At 63.7% G+C, this 24,470-nt stretch carries 24 protein-coding genes, 4 tRNA genes and 1 pseudogene; 21 read left to right on the forward strand and 8 right to left on the reverse strand.

Translation table 11 applies throughout. From position 1 onward, the window contains the following. Positions 1-18: 18 nt before the first annotated feature. The 12 genes from ACP7DW_RS15720 (at position 19) to ACP7DW_RS15775 (ending at position 11,383) form a co-directional block, all read left to right on the forward strand. On the forward strand, positions 19-1,452 hold the full coding sequence (locus tag ACP7DW_RS15720) for a cytochrome ubiquinol oxidase subunit I (protein WP_426055306.1): 1,434 nt from the start codon (positions 19-21) through the stop codon (positions 1,450-1,452). Then, positions 1,442-2,449, forward strand: coding sequence for a cytochrome d ubiquinol oxidase subunit II (gene cydB, locus ACP7DW_RS15725; protein ID WP_426055305.1), 1,008 nt, complete (start codon positions 1,442-1,444; stop codon positions 2,447-2,449). Before ACP7DW_RS15720 ends, cydB begins: the two co-directional genes overlap by 11 nt. Next, positions 2,449-2,592 (forward strand): DUF2474 domain-containing protein, encoded by a 144-nt coding sequence (locus tag ACP7DW_RS15730; RefSeq protein WP_298413413.1) that lies wholly within the window; start codon positions 2,449-2,451, stop codon positions 2,590-2,592. Before cydB ends, ACP7DW_RS15730 begins: the two co-directional genes overlap by 1 nt. After that, positions 2,592-3,122, forward strand: a complete 531-nt coding sequence (locus tag ACP7DW_RS15735; protein WP_426055304.1) for a hypothetical protein — start codon at positions 2,592-2,594, stop codon at positions 3,120-3,122. Before ACP7DW_RS15730 ends, ACP7DW_RS15735 begins: the two co-directional genes overlap by 1 nt. A 41-nt stretch (positions 3,123-3,163) precedes the next feature. Further along, the gene (locus tag ACP7DW_RS15740; RefSeq protein ID WP_426055303.1) at positions 3,164-3,583 is read left to right on the forward strand and encodes a hypothetical protein; all 420 of its coding nucleotides are present in this window, start codon (positions 3,164-3,166) and stop codon (positions 3,581-3,583) included. Between the two features lie 115 nt (positions 3,584-3,698). Further along, a complete protein-coding gene (locus ACP7DW_RS15745; RefSeq protein WP_426055302.1) occupies positions 3,699-4,031 on the forward strand; it encodes a hypothetical protein in 333 nt (110 codons plus the stop codon). Between the two features lies 1 nt (position 4,032). Next, a complete protein-coding gene (locus ACP7DW_RS15750; protein ID WP_426055301.1) occupies positions 4,033-5,400 on the forward strand; it encodes a TolC family protein in 1,368 nt (455 codons plus the stop codon). 2 nt (positions 5,401-5,402) lie between these two features. Next, positions 5,403-6,782: a multicopper oxidase family protein gene (locus tag ACP7DW_RS15755; protein WP_426055300.1), complete on the forward strand. Its 1,380-nt coding sequence runs from the start codon at positions 5,403-5,405 to the stop codon at positions 6,780-6,782. 192 nt (positions 6,783-6,974) lie between these two features. Continuing rightward, the gene (locus ACP7DW_RS15760) at positions 6,975-8,630 is read left to right on the forward strand and encodes a methyl-accepting chemotaxis protein (protein ID WP_426055299.1); all 1,656 of its coding nucleotides are present in this window, start codon (positions 6,975-6,977) and stop codon (positions 8,628-8,630) included. 83 nt (positions 8,631-8,713) lie between these two features. Beyond that, positions 8,714-9,481 (forward strand): transporter, encoded by a 768-nt coding sequence (locus tag ACP7DW_RS15765; RefSeq protein ID WP_426055298.1) that lies wholly within the window; start codon positions 8,714-8,716, stop codon positions 9,479-9,481. A 93-nt stretch (positions 9,482-9,574) separates the two neighbouring features. Beyond that, positions 9,575-10,069, forward strand: coding sequence for a hypothetical protein (locus tag ACP7DW_RS15770; RefSeq protein WP_426055297.1), 495 nt, complete (start codon positions 9,575-9,577; stop codon positions 10,067-10,069). A gap of 15 nt (positions 10,070-10,084) precedes the next feature. Continuing rightward, a complete protein-coding gene (locus tag ACP7DW_RS15775) occupies positions 10,085-11,383 on the forward strand; it encodes an NAD(P)/FAD-dependent oxidoreductase (protein WP_426055296.1) in 1,299 nt (432 codons plus the stop codon). A 42-nt stretch (positions 11,384-11,425) separates the two neighbouring features. Here ACP7DW_RS15775 and ACP7DW_RS15780 read toward each other — a convergent pair whose 3' ends face one another. Together ACP7DW_RS15780 and ACP7DW_RS15785 are read right to left on the reverse strand one after the other, a co-directional pair. Then, positions 11,426-11,941: a DUF6265 family protein gene (locus ACP7DW_RS15780; protein WP_426055295.1), complete on the reverse strand. Its 516-nt coding sequence runs from the start codon at positions 11,939-11,941 to the stop codon at positions 11,426-11,428. A 50-nt stretch (positions 11,942-11,991) separates the two neighbouring features. Then, positions 11,992-12,705 (reverse strand): sensor histidine kinase, encoded by a 714-nt coding sequence (locus ACP7DW_RS15785; RefSeq protein ID WP_426055294.1) that lies wholly within the window; start codon positions 12,703-12,705, stop codon positions 11,992-11,994. A 307-nt stretch (positions 12,706-13,012) separates the two neighbouring features. Here ACP7DW_RS15785 and ACP7DW_RS15790 point away from each other — a divergent pair, with 307 nt between their 5' ends. Further along, a complete protein-coding gene (locus tag ACP7DW_RS15790) occupies positions 13,013-13,408 on the forward strand; it encodes a hypothetical protein (protein WP_071076604.1) in 396 nt (131 codons plus the stop codon). A gap of 74 nt (positions 13,409-13,482) precedes the next feature. On the opposite strand, the gene ACP7DW_RS15795 is transcribed toward ACP7DW_RS15790, so the two are convergent. Further along, positions 13,483-14,466, reverse strand: coding sequence for a diguanylate cyclase domain-containing protein (locus ACP7DW_RS15795; RefSeq protein ID WP_426055293.1), 984 nt, complete (start codon positions 14,464-14,466; stop codon positions 13,483-13,485). A 310-nt stretch (positions 14,467-14,776) separates the two neighbouring features. Next, positions 14,777-17,257: an ATP-binding protein gene (locus ACP7DW_RS15800; RefSeq protein ID WP_426055292.1), complete on the reverse strand. Its 2,481-nt coding sequence runs from the start codon at positions 17,255-17,257 to the stop codon at positions 14,777-14,779. 425 nt (positions 17,258-17,682) lie between these two features. On the opposite strand from ACP7DW_RS15800, the gene ACP7DW_RS15805 reads away from it, so the two are divergent. From ACP7DW_RS15805 to ACP7DW_RS15820, 4 genes are all read left to right on the forward strand, one after another. Next, positions 17,683-17,759, forward strand: a tRNA-Arg gene (locus ACP7DW_RS15805). A gap of 82 nt (positions 17,760-17,841) precedes the next feature. Beyond that, positions 17,842-17,918 (forward strand) — tRNA-Arg (locus tag ACP7DW_RS15810). Positions 17,919-17,996: 78 nt separating this feature from the next. Further along, positions 17,997-18,073: transfer RNA gene (locus tag ACP7DW_RS15815), tRNA-Arg, on the forward strand. A gap of 160 nt (positions 18,074-18,233) precedes the next feature. After that, positions 18,234-18,310, forward strand: a tRNA-Arg gene (locus ACP7DW_RS15820). 55 nt (positions 18,311-18,365) lie between these two features. On the opposite strand, the gene ACP7DW_RS15825 is transcribed toward ACP7DW_RS15820, so the two are convergent. Beyond that, the gene (locus tag ACP7DW_RS15825; protein ID WP_426055291.1) at positions 18,366-19,238 is read right to left on the reverse strand and encodes a helix-turn-helix domain-containing protein; all 873 of its coding nucleotides are present in this window, start codon (positions 19,236-19,238) and stop codon (positions 18,366-18,368) included. 115 nt (positions 19,239-19,353) lie between these two features. Between ACP7DW_RS15825 and ACP7DW_RS15830 the strand changes: the two genes are divergently transcribed. Together ACP7DW_RS15830 and ACP7DW_RS15835 are read left to right on the forward strand one after the other, a co-directional pair. Continuing rightward, positions 19,354-20,310, forward strand: coding sequence for a phytanoyl-CoA dioxygenase family protein (locus tag ACP7DW_RS15830; protein ID WP_426055290.1), 957 nt, complete (start codon positions 19,354-19,356; stop codon positions 20,308-20,310). Between the two features lie 92 nt (positions 20,311-20,402). Then, complete coding sequence (locus ACP7DW_RS15835; RefSeq protein WP_426055289.1) at positions 20,403-21,548, forward strand: alpha-hydroxy acid oxidase; 1,146 nt, start codon at positions 20,403-20,405, stop codon at positions 21,546-21,548. Between the two features lie 77 nt (positions 21,549-21,625). On the opposite strand, the pseudogene ACP7DW_RS15840 reads toward ACP7DW_RS15835, so the two are convergent. The 3 genes and pseudogenes from ACP7DW_RS15840 to ACP7DW_RS15850 form a co-directional block, all read right to left on the reverse strand. Next, a pseudogene (locus tag ACP7DW_RS15840) lies at positions 21,626-21,751 on the reverse strand (AAA family ATPase); the annotation flags it as partial. Positions 21,752-21,945: 194 nt separating this feature from the next. After that, the gene (locus ACP7DW_RS15845; RefSeq protein ID WP_426055288.1) at positions 21,946-22,596 is read right to left on the reverse strand and encodes a hypothetical protein; all 651 of its coding nucleotides are present in this window, start codon (positions 22,594-22,596) and stop codon (positions 21,946-21,948) included. Between the two features lie 9 nt (positions 22,597-22,605). Beyond that, a complete protein-coding gene (locus ACP7DW_RS15850) occupies positions 22,606-23,373 on the reverse strand; it encodes a CPBP family intramembrane glutamic endopeptidase (RefSeq protein WP_426055287.1) in 768 nt (255 codons plus the stop codon). 178 nt (positions 23,374-23,551) lie between these two features. Here ACP7DW_RS15850 and ACP7DW_RS15855 point away from each other — a divergent pair, with 178 nt between their 5' ends. Together ACP7DW_RS15855 and ACP7DW_RS15860 are read left to right on the forward strand one after the other, a co-directional pair. Beyond that, complete coding sequence (locus tag ACP7DW_RS15855) at positions 23,552-24,115, forward strand: GNAT family N-acetyltransferase (RefSeq protein WP_426055286.1); 564 nt, start codon at positions 23,552-23,554, stop codon at positions 24,113-24,115. Next, the gene (locus ACP7DW_RS15860) at positions 24,112-24,459 is read left to right on the forward strand and encodes an SMI1/KNR4 family protein (RefSeq protein ID WP_426055285.1); all 348 of its coding nucleotides are present in this window, start codon (positions 24,112-24,114) and stop codon (positions 24,457-24,459) included. The genes ACP7DW_RS15855 and ACP7DW_RS15860 overlap by 4 nt, the downstream gene beginning before the upstream one ends. Positions 24,460-24,470 lie beyond the last annotated feature (11 nt).

The raw sequence follows: 24,470 nt of genomic DNA on the forward strand, positions 1-24,470 counted from the left end.
ACGTCGGGAAGGCAACACATGTCAGGGCTTACTGCATTGGAACTGGCGCGCGTCCAGTTCGGCTTCACCATTTCATTTCACATCATTTTTCCTGCCATCACGATCGGCCTGGCCAGTTACCTGACGGTACTGGAGGCGGCGTGGCTGCGCACGCAGGATGGCGTGTACCGCGACCTGTACCACTTCTGGTCGAAGATTTTCGCCGTCAATTTCGGCATGGGCGTCGTTTCCGGCCTCGTCATGGCTTACCAGTTCGGCACCAACTGGAGTTTCTTTTCCGATTATGCGGGCAGCATCACGGGTCCGCTGCTGGCCTATGAAGTGCTGACGGCCTTCTTCCTGGAAGCGGGCTTCCTCGGCGTGATGCTGTTCGGCTGGCACCGCGTGGGGCCAGGCCTGCACATGTTCGCCACGGCCATGGTGGCGCTGGGCACTTTGATTTCCGCCACCTGGATCATCGCCTCGAACAGCTGGATGCAGACGCCGCAAGGCCATGAAATCATCGACGGGCGCGTGGTGCCCGTGGACTGGCTGGCCGTCATCTTCAATCCCTCGTTCCCGTACCGGCTGCTGCACATGAGCGTGGCCGCCTTCCTCGCCACGGCCTTGCTGGTGGTGGCGTCGGCCGCCTGGCACTTGCTGCGCGGTAACGACAACGCGGCCATCCGCAAGATGATGACGATGGGCTTGTCGATGCTGCTGATCGTCGCGCCCATCCAGGTCGTGATCGGCGACCTGCATGGCTTGAACACGCTGGAGCACCAGCCGGCCAAGCTGGCCGCCATGGAAGGCCACTGGGAAAACACCGGCGGCGAGGGCACGCCGCTGATCCTGTTCGGCTGGCCCGACATGGAACGCGAGGAAACCCTGTACAAGGTGGAAATTCCCCGCCTGGGCGGCCTGATCCTCGCACATGACTGGAATGGCACGATACCCGCCTTGAAAGAATTCGCGCCGCGCGACCGGCCGCCTTCCGCCGTCGTGTTCTGGTCTTTCCGCATCATGGCGGGGCTGGGCATGCTGATGATCGCGCTGGGCATCTGGAGTGCGTGGCTGCGCTGGCGCGGCACCCTGTGGCGCTCGCGCCTGTTCCTGCGCTGCGCCCTGTGGATGGGGCCCAGCGGGCTGGTGGCCATGCTGGCCGGCTGGTACACGACCGAGATCGGCCGCCAGCCGTGGACCGTGTACGGCTTGCTGCGCACGGAGGATGCCGTCTCGGCGCACGGCGCCACGCAGCTGGGCATCACCCTGGTGCTGTTCATCGTCATTTATTTTGCCGTCTTTGGCGCGGGCATCGGCTACCTGCTGCGCCTGATCCGCGTGGGGCCGCAGCCGCATGAAGGCGAGCGTGTCGAGCACGGCGGCCCCGGCCAGGAACGCACGCCTGCACGGCCGATCTCGGCCGCGCATCTGCAAGAACAAGCGCAAGGAGGACATTCGCATGGGCATTGATCTGCCACTACTGTGGGCCATTATTATCTTGTTCAGCATCATGATGTATGTGGTGATGGATGGCTTTGACCTGGGCATCGGCATCCTGTATCCGTTTTTCCAGGAGAAGAGCGAGCGCGACGTGATGATGAATACGGTCGCGCCTGTCTGGGATGGCAATGAAACCTGGCTGGTGCTGGGCAGCGCGGGCATGCTGGCGGCCTTTCCGCTCGCCTATTCCGTGGTGCTGAGCGCCTGCTACCTGCCGCTCAGCTTCATGCTGATGGGCCTGATCTTTCGCGGCGTGGCCTTCGAGTTCCGCTTCAAGGCGCGCGAGCATGAGCGCCATGTGTGGGACAAGGCGTTCATCGGCGGCTCGGTGGCGGCCGCCTTTTTCCAGGGCGTGACCCTGGGCGCCACCATCCAGGGCATGCCGGTAGTCAACCGCAGCTATGCGGGCGGCGCGCTGGACTGGCTGACGCCGTTCTCGCTGTTCACGGGTGCGGGACTGGTGGTGGCGTATGCCTTGCTGGGCAGCACCTGGCTGATCATGAAGACGCAGGGCAACCTGCAGGCGCGCGCGGGCCGCATCACGCGCACGCTGGTGTGGCTGCTGCTGGGCGTGATCGCCGTCATCAGTCTGTGGACACCCTTCGTCGATCCGGCCATCGCCGCGCGCTGGTTTGCGCTGCCGCACCTGTTCTGGTTCCTGCCCGTGCCGCTGCTGGTACTGGGCGCGGGCGGGCTGCTGCTGCGCGCCGTGCGGCGCGGGCGGCAGACGGCGCCGTTCCTGCTGACCCTGGCGCTGGTCTTTCTCGGCTACAGCGGCCTGGGCATCAGCGTGTGGCCCAACATTATTCCGCCGTCGGTATCGATCTGGGAGGCGTCGTCGCCGCCGCAAAGCCAGGGCTTTACCCTGGTGGGGGCGCTGTTCATCATTCCCGTGATCCTGATGTATACGGTGTGGTCATATTATGTGTTTCGTGGCAAAGTCCATCCGGAAGATGGCTATCACTGATGAAACAATTTGAACAGGGACAACAATCATGGTGCAAACGACTGGCATGGCTGGCCGGCATCTGGCTGGCCAGCGTGGCGACCCTGGGCCTGGCCGCCTGGGCGATGCGCCTGCTGATGCGGGCGGCGGGGATGGGCAGCTGATGGCGCAGGTATCTGGCGTGCGCTGCGAGGTCGGTGGCCAGCTGCACCCGCTGGCCTTCCTCGGCTGCCGCGAATTCAACTACGGCCAGCGCAGCGCGCTGCCGCTGCACCCGTTCCGCCTGAGCGTGCCGGAAGCGGCGCTGGCGGGCCTGCTCGACGAGCCGTTCAACAGTTTTATCCAGACTTGTCGCGCAGACGACCTGCAGTACGAGGAAAGCGACTTGCCCGAACTCAAGGAAGCTGGCTACCCGGACATCACGGCCATGCTGGCGGGCCACCGGCCGCTGCTGGCCGACATGTTGCTCGACTTCATGATCGGCGACCTGCTGGCCGCCATCGGGCGCGCCAGTGGCTACCGGCCACCGCGCGCGCGCCATTGGGGCGACGTCGAGGCGGCCGATGGCCGCGCGTATTTCACCATCAATGAAGTGCAGACAGTGACTTTTGCCGATGGCGAGGCCCTGTTCGAAGGGCAGGGATATTATGGCGAGTACGTCATCTGGCTGACGCATGGCTACATGCGCAAATAGGGACTTGACCTTCCTCGCGTGGGAAGGTTTATAGTTGTGCCATGAACCGTGCCTTTTTCCGCTCACTCGCCCGCTCGCTGCTCTGGCTGCTGGCCGTCACCTTGCCCCTGCAGGGCTTTGCGTCGGCCATGCGCAGCTGCTGCGTGGACGAGCTTGCGGTGGCCGTCACGCTCACCGTCGAGGCCATGCCGGCGCCTCAGTGCCATGACATGGACGATGCGGCCGACATGCAGATCGCGCACCAGCCGATGACCATGGCCATGGACGATGGCGGCGCCACGCAGCACGGCCACAATTGCAGCAGCGCCTGTACCGTGGGCGCCACGGCGCCGCCCGGCATGCCGGCCCTGCACGCCTTGACCCTGCGCGCGCCGCCTCCGGCGCTGGCGCCCGATTCCCGGTTCGCCGGGCATATCCCGCCTGGTCCTGAACGTCCCCCGAGAAGCACGCGCTCCGCCTGACCGCCCGTTGAACCTGGCGGTGTGGTTCTTGCACGTCCATCGCGGCCGTGCTTGCCGCGCCTTCACGTTCCACCTGCGCGCCCGCCGCGCCATACCCTGTCATTCAAGGAATACCATGAAATACCTGTTCAGCCTCGCGCTGGCTGTACTGCCGCTGGCCGCCGCCGCTCAGTCCCAGCCCAAGCCCGCCCCGCAAGAGGCGCAAGCCTCCGTGCCTGCCACCACCTACCGCTCCGCCTTCACCGGCTACCGTCCCGCCGCCGAGGAGGACGCCACGCCCGACCAGACCTGGCGCGCCGTCAACGAGAAAGTCGGCAAGGCGGGCGGCCACATGGGCATGATGAAGATGGATGGCCACAAGATGGAAGGCCACAAGATGCCAATGGATAAGCCCAGTCCCAAGCCGGCGGATAAGTCCACCCCGCCACACCAGCATGAAGGACATTGACATGGCCCGTTTCACACAATCCACTTGCCTCACGCCGCTGGCGCTGGCGGCCGTCCTGCTGCTCAGTGGCTGCGCCAGCTTCAGCCCCGATGGCGGCATGCAGACGGTGTCCACGCTGGCCGACATCCGCACGGGCGCCCCCGCGGCGCTGGCCGGCGAGGGCGGCGAGGAAAAACTGGCCTCCCTGCTGGCCCAGCCCCTGGACGCCGACGGCGCCGTGCGCATCGCCCTGATGAACAATCACGGCATGAAAGGGGCGCTGGCCGAACTGGGCGCGTCCGAGGCGGACCTGGTGCAGGCGGGGCGCTTGCGCAACCCGGGCCTGTCGTTCGGCCGCTCGCATGGCAGCCACGGCAATGAAATCGACCGCGGCGTCAGCTTCGACCTGGCGGGCCTCTTGACCATGCCGCTGCGCGTGAACATCGAGCGGGGCCGCTTTGAGCAGGCCAAGCTGCAGGCCGCCAGCAGCGCCGTGCAACTGGCGGCCGACACGCGCCGCGCCTACTTCAATGCGGTCGCTGCCGTGCAGACGGAAGCGTTCATGCAGCGCGCGCTGCTGTCGGCCGAAGCGGGCGCCGAACTGGCCACGCGCTTGCGGCAGGCGGGCAACTGGAGCCGCCTCGACCAGGCGCGCCAGCAAGTGTTTTATGCGGACGCCGTCGGCGACCTGGCCCGCGCGCGCCACCAGGCCACCGCCACGCGCGAGCACCTGACGCGCTTGCTGGGCCTGTGGGGCAAGCAGGCCAGCTTTACTTTGCCGTCGCGCCTGCCCGACTTGCCGGCCCAGGCGGTGGAGGCGGGCAATATCGAGGCGCAGGCGATGGAACAGCGCCTCGACGTGCAAAGAGCGAAACTCGACGCACAGGCGACGGCCAGCGCGCTGGGCCTGTCGAAGGTGACGGGTTTTATCAACGTGCTCGACGTGGGCTATACCAACAAGAGCAGCAGCGAGGCGCCGCGTGAAAACGGTTACGAAGTGTCCTTGGAGTTACCCCTGTTCGACTGGGGTTCGGCGCGCAACGCGAAGGCGCAAGCGCTGTACGAGCAGTCGCTGCAGCGCACGGCGGGCACGGCTGTCAGGGCCCGCTCGGAAGTGCGCGAAGCGTATTCCAGCTACCGCACGGCCTACGACCTGGCGCGCCACTACCGCGATGAAGTCGTGCCGCTGCGCAAGACGATCTCGCATGAAGTATTGCTGCGTTACAACGGCATGCTGGCCAGCGTGTTCGAGCTGCTGGCCGACGCGCGCGAGCAGGTCGCCAGCGTGAACAGCGCCATCGAGACCCAGCGCGATTTCTGGATCGCCCAAACTGAATTGCAATCGGCCATCAATGGCAGCGGCCCCGCGGCAACTGCGGCAAAGGAATAATGATGATTACACGTAGAAACTTTTTCATGAATGCGGGCGCTGTCGCCCTCAGTGCCGCGGCCGTCAGCCGAGTCGGTGCGGCCTCATTGCCGGAAGCCGTCAGCATGGCCGGCGCGGAGACGAAAGCGCCGCCACCGCCGCCGAACGGGCGTCCCTACAACCCCGTCGTCACCCTGAATGGCTGGTCCTTGCCCTGGCGCATGAACAACAACGTCAAGGAATTCCATCTGGTGGCCGAACCCGTCGTGCGCGAACTGGCGCCCGGCATGCAAGCGAACCTGTGGGGCTATAACGGCCAGTCGCCGGGGCCCACCATCGAAGTGGTGGAGGGCGACCGCGTGCGCATCTTTGTCACGAATAAATTGCCGGAACACACGAGCGTGCACTGGCATGGTCAGCGCTTGCCCAACGGCATGGATGGCGTCACGGGCCTGACCCAGCCGGGCATTCCTCCCGGCAAGACTTTCGTGTATGAATTCGTCGCGAAGCGGCCCGGCACCTTCATGTACCACCCGCATGCCGATGAAATGACGCAGATGGCCATGGGCATGATGGGTTTCTGGGTGACGCACCCGAAAGACCCGAACTTCATGAAGGTGGACCGCGATTTCGTCTTCTTGCTCAGCAACTACGATATCGATCCGGGCAGCTACACGCCGAAGATCATGACCATGACGGATTTTAATCTGTTCACGTTTAATAGCCGCGTCTTCCCCGGCATCGATCCCATGGTGGTGCGCCAGGGCGACAAGGTGCGCGTGCGCGTGGGCAATCTGACCATGACCAACCACCCGATACACATGCATGGCCATGAGTTCGAGGTGACGGGCACGGATGGCGGCTGGACGCGCCCCGAATCGCGCTGGCCCGAGGTCACCACGGATGTGGCCGTCGGCCAGATGCGCGCGGTGGAATTTACGGCCACCGACCTGGGCGATTGGGCTTTCCACTGCCACAAGTCGCACCACACGATGAACCCCATGGGGCATGACGTGCCCACCATGATCGGCGTCGACCACCAGGGCGTGGCGGCGAAGATCAACCAGCTCGTGCCCGGCTACATGGTGATGGGCGAACGGGGCATGGCCGACATGGGCGAGATGCAGATGCCGATTCCCGACAACACCTTGCCGATGATGGCCGGTGACGGCCCGTTCGGCGCCATCGGCATGGGCGGCATGTTTACCACGGTGAAGGTGCGCAAGGACCAAAAGCCGGGCGACTACCGCGATCCGGGCTGGTACAAGCACCCGGGTGGCAGCGTGGCGTATGAATGGACGGGCGCCCTGCCGGAACCGGTGCGCAGCCAGGGTACAGGCAAGGCGGCGGCGAAGGGCGGCGTCGAGATGACGGTGCGCAAGCCGCTCAGGCATGATCATTGATGTCTTAATAATATTATTATTTTTAAATTAATATCAAGGGCTTGCCTAGCACGGCAAGCCCTGCTGCATGTTGTTATAAATCAAGCTATTGTCATTTAGTGACAATGTGCGTATTTCTACCTCGCTATTTTCTTTATATTCAACACATTCCGCTGCTTCTTCGAGCACTGGTGGCCGGACTATGGGGGAATCATGTTGAGGCAAATGAAGGTGGGCACGCGCCTGATCGCGGCGTTTTTTTGCGTGGCACTGATGGGGGCCATCGTGGCCGGCATCGGCATCTTTAACATGGGCAAGATCGACGCCATGGCCGCGCAGATGTACCACAATGAATTGCTGGGTCTGTCCCACATCAAGGAAGCCAATATCGCGCTGATCAAGGTGGGCCGCGCGCGCAGTAATTTCTTGCTGGCCACCACGACCGAGGAGCGCGCCACGCGCCAGGCCGACATCGCCAAATTCCTCGAATTAAATAAAAGCCACCTGGCCAAGGCCCGGCCGCTGTTCGTCACGCCGGCCGCCAAGGAGCTGTTCGCCCGCTTCGCGGCCGTCGAGGCGCAATACATCACCGTCATGACGCAGGCGCTGTCCCTGGCGGGGACCGAGCCGCTGGCCCAGCGCAGCGCCGAGCTTGTCGGCTTGCTGAAGCAGACGCGCCAGCATGCCGATGAACTCGACGGCATGCTGGAAAAATTATCGTTGCAGAAGGAGGAGCGCGCCAAGGCGGCGGCCGAGCAGGCGTCGGGCGTGTACCAGGCCAGCCGCAGCTTCATGCTCGCGCTGGTGCTGGGCAGCATGGCGGCCGGCCTGGCGCTGGGCGTGCTGATCACGCGCGGACTGACGCGCCAGCTGGGCGGCGAACCGGCATATGCCGTCAAGATCGCGGGCGCCATCGCCGAGGGCGACCTGAGCGTCGATATCCGCACGGCCAGCCATGACAATGCCAGCCTGCTGTTTGCCATGAAAGCCATGCGCGACAAGCTGGTGGGCATCGTCAGCCAGGTGCGTGCGGGCACGGACACCATCCATACGGCCTCCAGCGAAATCGCCCGGGGCAATCTCGACCTGTCGTCGCGCACGGAAGAACAGGCCAGTTCGCTGGAAGAGACGGCATCCTCGATGGAGCAGCTGACCTCGGCCGTGCGGCAGAATGCGGATAACGCACGCCAGGCCAACGCGCTGGCCGGCGCCGCTTCCGACGTGGCCGGCAAGGGCGGCGCCGTGGTGGGGCGGGTGGTGCAGACGATGGAATCGATCAATGCCTCCTCGCGCAAGATCGTCGACATCATCAGCGTCATCGACGGCATCGCCTTCCAGACCAACATCCTCGCCTTGAATGCGGCAGTGGAAGCGGCCAGGGCGGGCGAGGAGGGGCGCGGTTTCGCCGTCGTGGCGTCCGAAGTGCGCAACCTGGCGCAGCGCTCGGCCAGTGCCGCCAAGGAAATCAAGACCCTGATCGGCGACTCCGTCGAGCAGGTGGAAATCGGTTCCAGGCTCGTGCATGACGCGGGCAAGACGATGGATGAAGTCGTCACCAGCGTGCGCCAGGTGGCCGACATCATGCAGGAAATCACGGCCGCCAGCGCAGAACAGAGCGCCGGCATCGAGCAAGTCAATCAGGCCGTGCTGCAGATGGACCAGGTGACGCAGCAGAACGCGGCCCTGGTGGAAGAGGCGGCGGCGGCCGCCGAATCGCTGCAAGACCAGGCGCAGATCCTGACGGACCTGGTGGGCGTGTTCCGCCTGCATGTCCAGGCCGAGCGCATCGCCGTGGCGCCGGCCAGCAATGTCTCGCCGCTGCGCCGGCCGCCGCCCGCCGCCAGGCAGGACGTGCGGCGCCTGGCCTGAGCCCGGCAGGATCGGCGCAACACGGATACCTGGGCTTGGTGGTAGGCTGTCGCTATTGCGTATTTGCCACTTCCGGGTCTTCCATGTCTTCTCTCTGCTTGCCGTTGCTGTGCTTCTCCCTGCTGTCCCTGGCGCCATTGGCGCAGGCGCAGGAGGGCGATCCCATCCTGCCTTACCGACCTTCCGTGGCCAGTCCCGCCCAGCTGCCCGTGCCGGGCCAGCTCGAGTTCGAGGTGGGCGGCCTGCTGTCCAAAACGGACGATACGCGCCGCGCCAGCCTGCCCTATACGTTCAAACTGGCGTTCACGCCCGAATGGGGCGTGCTGCTCGAAGGCGAGGGATTCGTGCGCGCGCGCGATGACGCGGGCCGGCGCGAGACGGGTGTGGGCGACACGACTGTCGTGCTCAAGCGCGCCTTTTTGCTCGACGACGTCACGGCGCTGGGCCTGGAACTGGGCTGGAAGTTACCCACGGCCAAGGACAGCATCGGCAGCGGCAAGAACGACGTGTCGCTGAATGGCATTGTCAGCCGCGACCTGGGCGTCGTGCACATGGACGCCAACCTGAACGCCACACGCCTGGGCGCATCCGACCCAGGCACGGGCCGGGTACAAACGGGCTGGGCGGCCTCCTTTTCCACGCCCGTCAGCGCGCGCTGGGGCGCCACGGCGGAAGTGTCGGGCACGCGTTTGCGCGGCGCGCCGGCAACGGCGCAGTTGCTGCTGGCGGCCACCTGGAGTCCCACACCACGGCTGGCCATCGATATCGGCATGGCGCGCGGATTGACGGCGGCGTCGCCGGACTACTCGCTGTTCAGCGGGCTGGTCGTGCCTTTGGGCAAACTGTGGTGAGATGGTAACGCTGGTCCTTATGTGTCCTTGCGAACAAACAACGTGGCGCACGAGGTCTACAATCGAGGCATAACTGATAAAAGGAGTGTCCCCATGAAAACCCTGATTCTTGCCGCCGTCTTGCTGTCGGCCGCCACCGCCGCCGTTGCCCAGGTCTCCGTCACCGTTGGCCAGCCTGGTTTTTACGGACGCATCGACATAGGCGACTATCCCGCGCCGCAATTGATCTACGCCCAGCCCGTCATCGTGCAGCGCCCGCAATACACTTCCGCCCGCCCCATCTACCTGCGCGTGCCGCCCGGCCATGCGAAAAACTGGTCCAAGCACTGCCGCAAGTATAATGCCTGTAACCAAGAGGTCTATTTCGTCCAGGATAGTTGGTATAACAACCAATATGCGCCCCGCTATCGCCAGCAGCATGGCGACCATGGCCGTCCCGATTACGGCGACCGCGACCGTGATCGCGGCCATTATGACAAGCATGATGACAAACGCGATAAACATGAAGGCAAGCGCGACAAGCATGATGACAAACCAGGCAAGGGCCATGGCAATGGTCACGGCAATGGCAACGGGCACAGGGATTAACAAGCAGGAGGATCTTTGCATAGTAAAATCGTTATCGTAGGCGGCGGTGCAGGCGGCCTGGAGCTGGCCTGCAAACTCAGCCGCAAGCTCGGCACCGGCCAGGTCACCCTGGTCGATAGCCGCCTGTACCATATCTGGAAACCGTCGCTGCATGAGGTGGCGGCCGGCACCCTGGATATACACCAGGAGGGCCTGTCGTATCAGATGCTGGCGCATGACAATGGGTTTACCTATGTCTATGGCCCCCTGATCGCGCTCGACGCGGCCACGAACAGTCTCACCGTGGGCGCCATCGCCACCGACAAGCATGAACAGCTCTTGCCGCAGCGCACGGTCCACTATGACCAGCTGGTGCTGGCCGTGGGCAGCACCTCGAATTACTTCGGCGTGCCCGGCGCCAAGGAAAACACGATTTCCCTGAATGCCACGGAAGACGCCGAACGTTTCCGTCTGACCCTGCTGAAACTGCTGGCCATGGCCGAGCAGCGCCAGGGCGATGCGGGCCATCCCGGCGTCGATATCGTCATCATCGGCGGCGGCGCCACGGGCGTGGAGCTGGCGGCCGAGTTGCGCGAAGCGAGCGGCGTATATGCCGCGTATGGCTTCCAGAATCTCAACGCCATCAAGGATGTGCGCATCACCCTGCTCGAAGGGGCGCCGCGCATCCTCGCGCCGCTGCCCGAGCGCGTTTCCATCGCCGCCTCGAAACTGCTGCATCAGCATGGCATCAGCGTGGTGACCGATACGCGCGTCACCACGATCGAAGCGGACAAGGTGACGGTGGCCAGCGGCACCAGCTATGCGGCCGACATCTGCGTGTGGGCCGCCGGTATCCGCGCGCCGGAATTCCTGGCCACGTTGGGCTTGCCGACCAACCGCGCCGGCCAGCTGGAAGTGACGGGCATGCTCAATGTGCAGGGCCATGCGAATATCTTCGCGCTCGGCGACTGCGCCGCCTGCATGGGGCCGGACGGCAAGCTGGTGCCGCCACGTGCCCAGGCCGCGCACCAGCAAGCCGATTACCTGCTGAAAACTTTCCTGCTGCAAGCGAAGGGCAAGCCGCCGCAAACGAAACCGTATGAATACCTCGACTACGGTTCGCTCGTGTCGTTCGGCCGCACCACCTCGGTGGGCACCCTGATGGGTTCGCTGAAGGGCCTGAGCTGGTTCGTCGAAGGCTTCGTGGCGCGCATGATGTATGTCAGCCTGCACCTGATGCACCACAACGCCGTGCTGGGCAGCGTGCGCACGGCCGTCATGGCCATGGGCCGCTTCCTGATCAAGCGCAGCTCGCCGCAGGTCAAACTGCATTAATTGAGTGGGTGTCAGAGCAGAAAGGGGCCTTGCGGCCCCTTTTTATTTGCTGCGCGTCATCGGCGCCGCTTCGCAGCGGCCCCGCGTCATGGGGAAATCGATGGTGGTGAGCTTGCCCTTCAAGGTGCCAACGATGCTGGCGTGCAAGATGCGCTCGCTGTCGTGGCGGTAGATGATGCGGCTGGGGAAGTCGTTGTCCAGGTTGGCGAAGATGAATTCATTCGGCTTGTCCTGGCGCAGCAGATTGAAGATCACGGGTGGCTGGCCCGACGGCTGCACGATGTAGGCCAGCTGGCCCGGGTCGGTGAGGCGGATCTGCACGAATTCAAAGGCCGTCGTCTTGCCGCCCTTGACGGTGCGGCTGGTGCCCAGGAGGGTGCCGCCGGCGGCCGTGCTCCATTGTTCGCCGGAGCCGGGTTCGGCGCCGTCGACGTTCCAGCAGCCTGCCAGCCAGGCCAGCTTGTCCACCGTTTCCGGCGGCGCCACGGGTTTGTCGGCGGCCTGGGCGCTGCCCAGGGTCAGCAGCGCTGCCAGCAGGGTGGGGATGAGTCGTTGCATGCGGTCTCCTGTGGTCGAAGCGTTCAGCGTATGAGGGCGCCTGGCAAGGACTATTCTTTCGGATTGATGCGCGGCAAGACGACGGTCAGTGCCGTGCCGCCTTGCGGGTTGGCTGTCAGGCTCAGGCTGCCGCCCAGGTAATGCACGCGCTCGCGCACGGAGCGCAGGCCGTGCTTGCTCATTTCAGCCGGTTCGCTGGCCGGCAGCCCCACGCCATTATCCTTGACGGTCATCATCAGTGCTTCGTCGTTGTCGTCGATGATGATGTCCACCTCTGTGGCGCTGGCGTGCGTGGCGATGTTGCTGAGCGCTTCTTCCAGGGTGCGCAGCAGGGCCACGCCCACGTTGCGCGGGCAAATCAGTTCATCCTCGGGCAGGCTGCAGCGCACGGCGATCTTGTGCTGGTCGGCAAATTGCGCGGCCAGCTCGCCCAGCGCGACATTGACGCCGAGAAACTCCAGCTTGTCGTTCCACAGTTTCATCTGCATTTGCCGGTTGGTTTCGATCACATTCAGCAGCAATTGCTTCATGGTTGCCGCACGGTCGAGCAAGGCCGCTTCCTGCGGCATTTTTTGCGTCAGCAGCGACAGGTGCATGGTCAGCGCCGTCAGCGAGGAGCCGAGGCTGTCGTGCAGCTGGCGCGACAGGGCGCGCCGCTCATTGTCCCAGCTGGTGTTGACATGGCCGAGCAACTCGCTGAGATCGGCGGCGCGTTCCGCATCGGCCCGGGCCGCTTCCTTGTTCGGATCTGTTTGTGCGGACATAACGCCCCGTGAATGGTGAAAGGTGGACCAAATTCAAGTGGTGGATCATACATGAGGATTTCATCGCAAGGCGCATGGATGAAAAATTTCTGTCTTTTCGGCAATTTTTATCTCTTCCCATCATTTTTATATGACAGGCAAGATTATCGTTTGCGCCGGGGCACCGTTCCCGCCGTTGCGTACGGCTGCGCACATACCGGAGCGCTGCGCGCTGCCATAGTGGGGCATGCATTCCCCCCATGCAGCGTAGCCGCTCCGCGGCGCAGGGCGCAGCACCGGCCCGTTTACCGAAACGAAAGGACATGCCATGAATATCGATACCATCGTCGACCAGGAATATGCCGACAAAAGCTTCCGCGACATCGTCAATGCGCCCATCAGCGCCCTGCGCGGCGTCAGCGCCAAGGATGCCAAGGCCTTGCAGCAGGCGTTTGGCGTGCATACCGTGCGCGAACTGTCCAACCTCAATTTCGTCAAATGGGCCAGTGCGCTGGCCATCCTGGCCGATGAAGAGGGCATGAGCGGCGAAGAGCGGGCCAAGGAAGAGTTGCTCGACGATGCCGTCGAAATGACGTTCCCCGCCAGCGACCCGATCTCCGTCGATGCCGGCATCACGCGCATCGAAGTGGCGCCGGACACCGTGAATGCGCAAACGGACCACCAGCATGCGGGTCAGCATGAAGTGACGGCTGGCAAGAAATAACGCCTCCCAGGCAGAAAAAAACCGGCTGGCCGTGAGGCTTGCCGGTTTTTTCATGGGCCGCGCGAAAAGTAAGGTCAGGCGTTCGAGGCGATGCTGCTCTTTTGCATGTTGACCTGCGACGCGATCACTTCGTGGGGCGAGCAACAAAAACGGTTCTTGCCGGCGCGCTTGGCTTCATACAGGGCCGTGTCGGCCGCGCCCAGCAGCGATTCGACGGTGCTGGCATCGTCCGGGTAGATGGCGATGCCGATGCTGGTCGACAGGCGCAAGGTCAGGTCGTTGATGAAATACGGCTCGGAAATGACTTCGATCAGTTTGGCGGCCGGTTCGCGCGCGTCGCCCTTGCCAGCCAGGTTGCCCAGTACAACGACGAATTCGTCGCCGCCGATGCGCGCCACCGTGTCTTCCTTGCGCGACACGCTCCCCAGGCGGGTCGCCACCATTTTCAGGATGTCATCGCCATAGCCGTGGCCGTAACTGTCGTTGATGGCCTTGAAGCCGTCCAGGTCCAGGTACAGGACGGCCGACTTGGCGCGGCTGCGCGCCGATTGCTGCAAGGTGTGTTCGATGCGGTCTTCCAGCAGGCGCCGGTTCGGCAAGCCTGTCAGCGGGTCGTGCAGCGCCAGTTCCTGCTGCTGCTTGCTGTATTGCGCCAGTTCCTTGTACAGCAGGCGCACTTCCAGCATGTTGTGGATGCGCTTGTGCACTTCCATCAGGTCGAACGGCTTACTGATGAAGTCGCGCGCCCCCGCTTCCAGGGCGGCGATCTTGAAACTCGGTTGTGCGGTCAGGGCCAGCACGGGCAGGTAGCCGCCATGCTCGATTTCTTTCAATCCTTTCATGACCTGGAAACCATTCAGCTCCGGCATTTGCAGGTCCAGCAAGATCAGGTCGTAGCAATGCTCCCGGTGCAGGGGGCAGACCTGGGCCGGACGCATGGTCGCCGTGACATTGGTATAGCCGACATCGCGCAGGATTTCCAGCATCAGGTCGACATTGTCGGGCGAATCATCGACGACCAAAATTTTGGCTTTCAAAATCTCATCTTGGCTGGGCATGTAGGGTCTCGGTTAATACGGTCTATGCAACGCTGGCTTGTACCGCTGATGATTGGCTGACGGCGGAGGGGAAGATAGTAGCGCCTTGCAACAAGATACGGCGCACAACAGCGCTTGAACTCGCTTCTGCCACTGATGGCAGCCAAGGCTGCCTGTCTCCTGCCTGCCGTGCAGGGAGTGCTTCTGCATTTCAGTGTAGCAAACTTCAGCTTAGTTGCTTGTAGGACAGTGCCGCGTCTGGAAGTAGGAAGGTCAACCCACGCCAATAGCCATTTTGTTCTGCAGTATGTATTTCTTTGCATCATCTTGTTCAGGGTGGGGCCGTGATGTGCGCCGCGGCCAGTTGCGCCACGGCCGCCAGCAGTTCTGCCGGGTCCAGCGGTTTCGAGACCCAGGACTGGAAGCCGCTGGCCAGCGCCCGCTGGCGATCCTGCGGTTGCGCGAACGCCGTCAGCGCCAGCGCGGGCAGGCGGGCGGCGTCAGGGGAAGCGTGCGCGCGGATTTGCGCCAGCAAGTCGAAACCGTCGGCATCGGGCATGCCGATGTCGCTGACCAGTACATGCGGGCGCACCTGCTCGAGCAGTCGCAGCGCCTGCGCCACGCTGCCGGCGCTGTGTACTTCGGCGTGATTGTCGCGCAGGATGCGTTCCGTCAGTTCGCGCGCATCGGCTTCGTCATCGACCAGCAGCACCCTGACGCCGCGCAAGTCAGGGCTGGCGGACGGGGCGTCATCCGCCTGGCGCGCGGCAGCGGTGGGCGTGCCCTGGGGCAGGCGCACGGTAAAGCTGGCGCCCTGCATGTCGCCGGCGCTGCTGGCCGTGACTGTGCCGCCATGCTGTTCCACCAGGTGCTTGACGATCGCCAGTCCCAGCCCCAGGCCGCCATGCCGTCGCGTGGTGGAGGCGTCGGCCTGGCGGAAACGGTCAAATACGTGGGGCAGGAAGTCTTGCTTGATGCCCACGCCGTTGTCGGCCACCGTGATGGCCAGGCGGCTCGCCTCGCGGCGCACGCCGATATCGACCCGTCCCCCCTGCGGCGTGAACTTCAGGGCATTCGACAGCAGGTTCCAGATCACTTGCTGGATACGGCCGGGGTCGCCCATGATGGTGCCCGCATCGCTGGCGATGCTGCTGTGGATGGCGATGTGCTTGGCGTCGGCCGCCGGGCGCAGGGTTTCGATGGCCGAGGCGATGACGCTGGCGGGCGCAAGGGGCTGCAGGTCGAGCAGCACCTTGTCGGAGGTGATGCGGTTCATGTCGAGCAAGTCTTCGATCAGTTGCGCCTGCGCGCGCGCATTGCGTTCGATGCTTTGCAGGCCGCGGTTCAGGTCGGCCTGGTCGCGCGTGCCGCGCCGCAGCACCTGGGCCCAGCCCAGGATGGCCGACAGCGGCGTGCGCAGTTCATGCGAGAGGGTGGCGAGAAAATCATCTTTCAGCTGATTCGTGCGCTCGGCCTCGGCGCGCGCCTCGCGTTCGCTGTCGAGCAGCACCTTGCGCTCTTCGGCGGCGCGCGTGGCGGCCGCGTACAGGCGCGTATTGTCGAGCGCGACGGCGGCCTGCGCCGCGATGGCCGAGACGATGCGTTCGCTGCGCGCGCTGAACATGCCCGCCTGCGGATGACCGAGCAGCAAGCGTCCCAGCAACAGGCCCGAGCGCGAGCTGACGGGCAGGCTCAGGCAACTGCGCAGCGGCGGCGCGTCATCGGCGCTGGCGTCGGGCGCGGCCAGCAAGTCGTTCTGGCGCATGGCCGGTCCCTGGCGCAGTTCCGCGGCGATGGTATCGGCCTGGCGCAGGCTGATGCCGTTGACGGCGCGCGCCGCCGGCAGGGCGCCGGGGCTGTCATGGACATCGCCCGCATCGTCATAATACAAGGCGCCGAAGCGCGCGCCGCTGATGCGCGTGGCCGCATCGACGGTTTCCTGCAGCAGGGCAGGCAAGTCGAGCGTGCCGGCCAGGGCCGCGCCCGTGTTGTTGAGCAATTCCAGTACGCGCGTCTCGTCGCGCAAGGCTTCCTGCGCACGCTTGACCTGGTCGACGTCGGTGCTCGTGCCAAACCAGCGCAGCAGGCGGCCGCCCCGGTCGCGCACGGGATTGGCGCGCGTCAGGAACCAGCGGTACTGGCCGTCGGCGCCGCGGATGGGGAACTCCATTTCGAACGGCGTGCCATCGCGCAAGGCGGCCTTCCAGGCTTGCAGCATGGAAGGCAGGTGCCGCGCGTCATAGGCGATGCTCCAGCCCTCGCCCGCCATCTGTTCGGCAGTGGTGCCCGTGTAGTCGTGCCAGCGCTGGTTGTACCAGGCGATGGTGCCGTCGAAGCTGGCGATCCAGGCCAGTTGCGGGATGGAATTGGCCAGTGCGCGCAAGTCTTCCTCGCTGTGGCGCAAGTTTTCCTCGGCCGCCTTGCGCTGGCTGATGTCCTGGATATACGTGGTCAAGCCGTCGCTGGACGGGAAGATGCGTACCTCCAGCCAGCGTCCCAGTGGCGGATACAGCAGTTCGACACTGCAGCTGTGCTGCTGCGACATACTGCGCCGGTACTGCGTTTCCAGTTCCGTGCCCTGCAAGTGGGGGCAGGCTTGCCACAGGCTGCTGCCAGCCAGCTGGCTGCCGGGCGGACGCTGCGGCGCGAGCATGTCGGCGCCGCGCGTATTGATGTAGCGGATGGTCCAGTCGTGGTCGAGCAGGCAGAAGCCGTCGGTAATACTCTCCAGCAAGTTGGCCAGGCGCTCGTCTGACAGGCTCAGCGGCGCTGATGGGGGGAGCAGATATTGCTTGTGGTCATGCTTAGCCATCGGAAATCCTGCAACGGTGAGTCTGCCGCACGGGCTGTTGCCCCGCCGGGCCGCCGTCGCCAAGCTCAGTGAGTGGGTCATGATGGAATTGCCTGCCGTCATGCATGAGCGGAGACACGAGCGCCCCTGTCTGACTGGTATTGTAGCCCCAAGCGGCGCGCCGCCACCGCACGCTTGCGTGCCGCCTGCAGATAGCACTGGACAGACGGGAAGGCAGTCCCTATAATCCCGCTTCTTTCGAGACAGCAACTTCTCGATGCGCTGGATGCCACTGTGAAAGCAGCTGTGTCCATCGATGCAAGGCGTGCGCTTTTCGGCAGTGAAAAGGTGGTGGATAGTGCGGGGCGGTATTCTGCAAAATCAGCTAAGCGATTGAAAAATCGAACTTTTCAAAGCGAAATGAATACGCTATAATGTTTGCCTGCGCGGCTGTAGCTCAGCTGGATAGAGTACTTGGCTACGAACCAAGGGGTCGTGGGTTCAATTCCTGCCAGCCGCACCAGAATACTGAAAATCAGACTTTGCCTGGTTTTGTTGTAACAAGTTTCACCTCCATGTTGTTCGTGGAATGTTGTAGAAGTTTTGCGGCTGTAGCTCAGCTGGATAGAGTACTTGGCTACGAACCAAGGGGTCGTGGGTTCAATTCCTGCCAGCCGCACCAGTATTGCCAAGACGGAGTTCGCTACGTTTTGATGAAAGTTTCAAGCTTCGCGCCGTCCGGCGAAGTGTGTCAGAGTTTGCGGCTGTAGCTCAGCTGGATAGAGTACTTGGCTACGAACCAAGGGGTCGTGGGTTCAATTCCTGCCAGCCGCACCAGTATCAGCAGTAAAGAAAAAACCCGGAAAGGTCACTTTCCGGGTTTTTTTTCGTCATGACAGCGGGCGGGCAGCGGCCATGTTGGCGGCCTGGGCAATTGTGAAATATCCGCACGGCGCCCTTTGCCATTCTGCAAAGCCCTGCTATAATCTTGTCTTAGGCGGCTGTAGCTCAGCTGGATAGAGTACTTGGCTACGAACCAAGGGGTCGTGGGTTCAATTCCTGCCAGCCGCACCAGAATATTGGGGGTCAGATTGTAAAATCTGGTCCCCTTTTTCGTTTCCGAATGGTTTTACGCTGCGCCTGTGGCGCCGCGCCGGTATTGCTGGCGGAACGCGCGCGGCGTGACGTGCCTGGTGGCGCGAAACTGGCGGTTGAAATGCGCCAGGTTGCGGTAACCCGCCTCTTGCGCGATGACGGCGATGGCGAGATTGCTCTCGATTAGCTGTTGGCAGGCGCGGCCGATGCGCAGCCGCGCCAGGTACTCGCCCGGCGTGCAATGCGCGTGGCGCTTGAAACAGCGGTGGAAGGCGCCCAGCGACAGGGCCGCCCGCTGCGCCAGGGTTTCCAGTGCAATCTCTTCCCGGAAATGCGCGTGCATGAAATCGAACACGCCGGCCATGCGCTTGTGCTGCCCATCGGGCAGCGGCGCCTGCGCCATCGAGGCCAGCGGCCGCGCTCCCGTATCTCCCGCCAGATCCAGCAGCACGTCGAGCAGCAGCGGCAAGCGCTGCGGCACGGGCAGGGCGTTCAGTTGCAGCAGTTTATCTGCGCTGCGCGCGCTCGTGTCCGCTGAAAAATGCAGGGCAGGGCCGGCGCGGGCCGCCAGTTGCCGCAAGCTGTGCAACTCGGGAAAACAGGCCGCCAGTTGCTCCAGCCATTCCAATGAAAACCACACGACGACGGCCAGCATCGGCTGCGCGCCGTCGATGCGCTCGCTGGCCGACCAGGTGTGCGGCAAATTCGGCCCCAGCAGCACCAGGTCGCCCGGCTCGAAGTCGCCCAGGTGGTCGCCGATGTAGCGTTGTCCCCGCGCATTGACGGTCAGGGTCAGCTCGAATTGCGGGTGGTAATGCCAGATGAAGGGAATGGTGTCGAGTTCGCGCCACAGCAAGCCCCAGGAGTGGCCCGTCGGTATCGTGACTTGTTCGAATAAAGGCGTCATCGTGACGTTTGAGGCGTATGAATAGTTAGGATAGTATCAGTATTGGCCGCTCAGCGCGCATTTCATGGCGCCGTGCCATCGCACAATCTGTCTCACACCAACACAGGAGACAGCGATGCAGAACCCATACCAATACGGCGAAGACCGTCCCGGCAACCCGTCCGTGGCCTACACGGAACAAACCCAGTTGCGCGACATCGAGAAACAGCTGCCCCTGCGCGTGCTGTCCGACAGCGACTTCTTGCACTGGCAAACCTATGGCTACGTCATCGTCAAGGATGCGGTGTCGCCCGAACAGGTGCGGCGCACGACGGATTTCCTGTGGGAATTCCAGGGGCTTGACCAGCATGATGCCTCCACCTGGAACCGGGACCAGTTGCGCGACCATGCGATGAAGGAACTCAACGGTTCCGGCATGGTCGAGGCCTATCACAACCAGACCCTGTGGGATAACCGCCAGACCCAACGGGTATATGACGCCTTCGTCGACATCTGGGACCGTCAGGATTTGTGGGTGACCATCGACCGCGCCAACCTGAACACGCCGAACCATGGCAAGCGCAAGTTTGGCGGCTTCATCCACTGGGATGCCGACACCACGCTCGACCCGCTGCCCGTCAACGTGCAGGGCGTGCTGGCCCTGTCCGACACCTCGCCCGAGAGCGGCGGTTTTCAATGCTATCCGGAGCTGTTCAACAACTTGCTGGCGTGGCGCAAGAGCGTGCCGCTTGACCGTAACCCGTGGCAGCCGGACCTGGCGACGGTGCCGTACCCGATGCAATTCATCGCCATGAAGAAAGGCGAATTGTTGATCTTCAACAGCCTGCTGGCGCACGGCATCCGCCCGAACACGTCCACGGACCAGGTGCGCCTGGCGCAATATATTTCCTTCACGCCAGCCCAGCAAGACAATCAGGCCTTGCGCGACTGGCGCGTGCAAAGCTGGCGCGAGCGCAGCGCGCCGCAGGGCTACGCGTTTCCCGGCGACCCCGAGGAAAAGGAAAAGCTGCGCTATCCGCAGGCGCGTTTGACGGCGCTGGGCGAGCAGATCCTCGGCGCGCGCGACTGGTAAGCCACGTTCTGTCCGACAGTCTTGCCTGCTGGATAGACAATTGCCGGTAAATGCACGATCATGGTTCGACTTGCCATCGACCGAGGAAACGCATGAGTATCATCACCTGCATCGAAGACTTGCGCGTGCTGGCCCAGAAACGGGTGCCGCGCATGTTTTACGACTACGCCGATTCCGGTTCCTGGACGGAATCGACGTACCGCGCCAACAACAGCGATTTCGCCAAAATCAAATTTCGCCAGCGCGTGGCCGTCAACCTGGAAAACCGCAGCCTGGCCTCGACCATGGTCGGCCAGGCGGTTTCCATGCCGGTGGCCCTGTCGCCGACGGGCTTGACGGGCATGCAGCATGCGGATGGCGAAATTCTCGCGGCCCAGGCCGCCGAGCGCTTCGGCGTGCCGTTCACCCTGTCGACCATGAGCATTTGCTCGATCGAAGACGTGGCGGCGAACACGACAAAACCGTTCTGGTTCCAGCTGTATGTGATGAAGGACCGCGAATTCATCAACCGCCTGATCGACCGCGCCAAGGCGGCCAAGTGCGGCGCGCTGGTATTGACGCTCGACTTGCAGGTGCTGGGCCAGCGCCACAAGGACTTGCGCAACGGCCTGTCGGCACCGCCGAAACTGACGATTCCCAACATCATCAACATGGCCACCAAGCCGCGCTGGGTGGCGGGCATGCTGGGCACAAAGCGGCGCGGCTTCGGCAACATCGTCGGCCACGCCACGTCCGTGTCGGACATGTCGTCGCTGTCGGCCTGGACGCAGCAGCAGTTCGACCTGAGCCTGTCGTGGGCGGACGTGGAATGGATCAAGCAGCGCTGGGGCGGCAAGCTCATCATCAAGGGCATCATGGACCCGGAAGACGCGCGCCTGGCCGTCAACAGTGGCGCCGACGCGCTGATCGTCTCGAACCATGGCGGGCGCCAGCTCGACGGCGCGCAATCGTCGATCGAAGCCTTGCCCGCCATCGTCGACGCCGTCGGCAGCCAGATCGAAGTGCACATGGATGGCGGCATCCGCTCGGGCCAGGACGTGATCAAGGCCGTGGCCCTGGGCGCCAAGGGCGTCTACATCGGCCGCCCGTTTTTATATGGCCTGGGCGCCATGGGCGGCCCGGGCGTAACGCGCTGCCTGGACATCATCCGCAATGAGCTCGACCTGACGATGGCCTTTTGCGGCTTGCGCGACCTGCAGCAGGTGGACAAGAAAATCCTGCTACCGGGAACGTTTTAAGCGGCAATCCGCACGATATCAAAGCCTTCCTCTGCTGAAGGCGGCACGAAGTGGCGCGTGATGTCGTCAAATTGCGCGTCGCTGATGCGCACGGTCTTTGGCGCCTCCGCAAGGCGGGCGGTCAGGGTGGATTTGCCCGAGCCAATCTTGCCGCACACGAGGTGCAGGGTGGGGGTAACTGGGGTGCTGGAAGTGGTGTGCATGGTCGCTCGCTGAAGTGAAAAATAAAACCTGCGAGACGTCTTGACCAGTTGCTGCAAATCAAAGCCGCCTTGCAGGCGGCTTGGGCAATCACACTCCTGCTAAGCCACCATCGTTGGAATGGCGGCAATAATCGAGGGCAGGGGCGGGTATGGTGATCGCATGGTGCAACGATGCCATGCGATGGCGGAAGCTGTCAATTGCCGATGCGCGTCCATGGCTCGCGGAACGTGGCCGTATCGAGCGGCCGCGCATGCGGGTCGTCGGGCTGGAACAGGCCGCCGATCAGCATGTCCTGGATGGCGCCCGTGAAACCGCCGTAGGGAGAGGCGCTGCCCCACTGGCGCCGCGTGTGGGCGAAGACGACGGCGTCTTGCTGCACGGCCAGTTGCGCCAGGGCTTGCCGCAAGGTGGCGGCCGCTTGCGGGCCCATGTCCGTGGCGATGGCGCACACCAGGCGCTGGCCGAATTGCAGGGGCTTGCCGGCCTGGCCCAGCAGCGATTCGTTGGCCAGCGCGAGGAACACATCGGGCGCCTGGTCGTCTTTTTCGCACAGGGTCCAGGTGGGCGCCCACGCTTCCAGGCTCATGAAGCGCGCTTGCGTCGTGGCCGCCGTGTGCGTCCACTTCGCGTGCGATGTGGCGTCCCAGCCCAGGCGGCCAAACGCAATCGGCTTGCCCTTGGGATTGTATTGATGGCTGCGCACGCCGGCCTTGCCCCGCGCTTGCGCCATGAGGCCATCGAGGCTGGCGGCAAACGGCGTCCATTGCACCGCCTGCCACAGCGGCGTCGCATTGGGCGCGGCCAGCAGCAGGAACACTTCGTACTCACGGGAAAAAAACGCCATGCGGATTCCTTATCGTTGCAGTTGCGATATGGCCGCCCTCTGGCTGGGGCGCAGCAGGTACACGCCATACAGGCACAGGGGCAGCACGGCCAGCAGGGCGATAGTCGGCAGGATGGACGCGCCATCTTCGGCCGGGTTTGGCAAGGTGGCCGTCACCAGCGCGTAGTCCCACAGTCCATGCACGAGGACCATGGGCCATACCGAGCGGGTGCGCAGGCGGATGGCCGCATAGCCGACGCCCTGCAGGGTGGCGGCGACGGCTTGCCACAGCGCGCCGCTGACGTCGCCCGTAGCCAGGCCGTTGGCCAAGTGGGCCAGGCCGAACAGCGCCGATGACATCAGGACGGCGGGCCAGACGGCGTAGCGGTCCAGCATGCCCTGCAGCAAGATGGCGCGGAACATCAGTTCTTCCGAGATGGCCACCAGCGCCGCATTGCACGCCACGATCAGCAGCACGCGCGGCTGCGGCCAGCCGCCGGCCCAGGCCAGCAACAGCATCAGCAGCGCATACAGCAGCGGCGGCCAGACCAGCCACAGCGTTTTCCATGGCTGCGGCGCGCACAGGCCCGCCGCGCGCGGCCGGCTGGACGCCAGCAGCAGCGCCAGCGCGAACAGGGCGGCCAGCGCCCACGACAGGCCGATACGGCCGGTGACGGCGGCGCCCGGCAAGGCGTAGCCGGCCGCTTCCAGCCAGCGGCCTGCCATGCTCAGGCCCAGCCAGATGGCCAGTGCGCCGATGGCGAGTGGCATGGTGAGGTCGATTCTAGGGCTGGACATGGTCGGCTTCGGTGTGTGCTGCATCGTTTACTGCGTGCATGAGCGGATCATGAAGTTGCATCTATGATATGGAGAAACATTGCCATAGTACATTAAAAGCCGCGCTGTAAAGTTGCCACATCATTACAGTTGCATGGAATAATACGCATTGCCCGTCTCAACCTTTGATTGGAGTTGTATGGCCTACACGAAAATCCTCACCACTGAACGCCTGATCCTGCGCAAGCCGCAGCCATCCGATGAAGCGGCCCAATTCGCCATGCATGCCGACCCCGAAGTGATGCGCTATTTCAGCGAACCGCCGTGGACCGATGTCGGCCGCGCCACGCGCCAGATTGCCGAAGACATCGCCGCTTTCGAGAAAGAGACATTCTTCCGCTTCGCCGTCGAGCTGAAGGCGACGGGCGAATACCTGGGCAGCTGCAGCCTGTTTTCCGAGCACCGGCAGAACCGCCGCGCCGAAATCGGCTACGCGCTGGGCCGTCCGTACTGGGGCCGTGGCTATATGCACGAAGCCTTGTCGGCACTGCTGGAATTCGCCTTCGTCGAGCGCGACCTGAACCGGCTGGAAGCCGACATCGATCCGCACAACGCCGCTTCGGCCAGCGCCCTGGAACGCCAGGGTTTCAACAAGGAAGGCTTCCTGCCCGAACGCTGGATCGTCGATGGCCACGTCAGCGATTCGGCTTTGTACGGCTTGCTGCGGCGCACGTGGGAAGCGCGGCGCCAGGGCGCCGCGTGAACGGGCAAGACATCGATGCCGTCCAGCGCTGGCTGGGCCACGCCTTGCCGGCGCACTACCTGCGTTTTCTCGCGGACTGGCAAGATGGCATGCGCGGCGAACAGGTAATGTTGTACGGTCTGGACAGCTTGCGGGAACGCAACGAAACGTATGACACGCTGCAAACGTGCCCCGGCTATATCACCATTGGCGACGACAGCGGCGGGCGCGCCGTCATGCTGGCGCTCGATGGCGCCTCAACGGCTGTGTATTTGGTGGGCCATGGCTCGATGCAGCGCGACGATTTCGAACGCATCGCCGATGATTTCCATGCCTGGCTGGCCGCCGATTGCCCAGTCGACTGAGCCATTGCAGG

Origin of the sequence: Janthinobacterium sp. PSRC1-1 (genome assembly GCF_049897525.1) — a bacterium.
GTDB lineage: Bacteria > Pseudomonadota > Gammaproteobacteria > Burkholderiales > Burkholderiaceae_D > Janthinobacterium > Janthinobacterium tructae.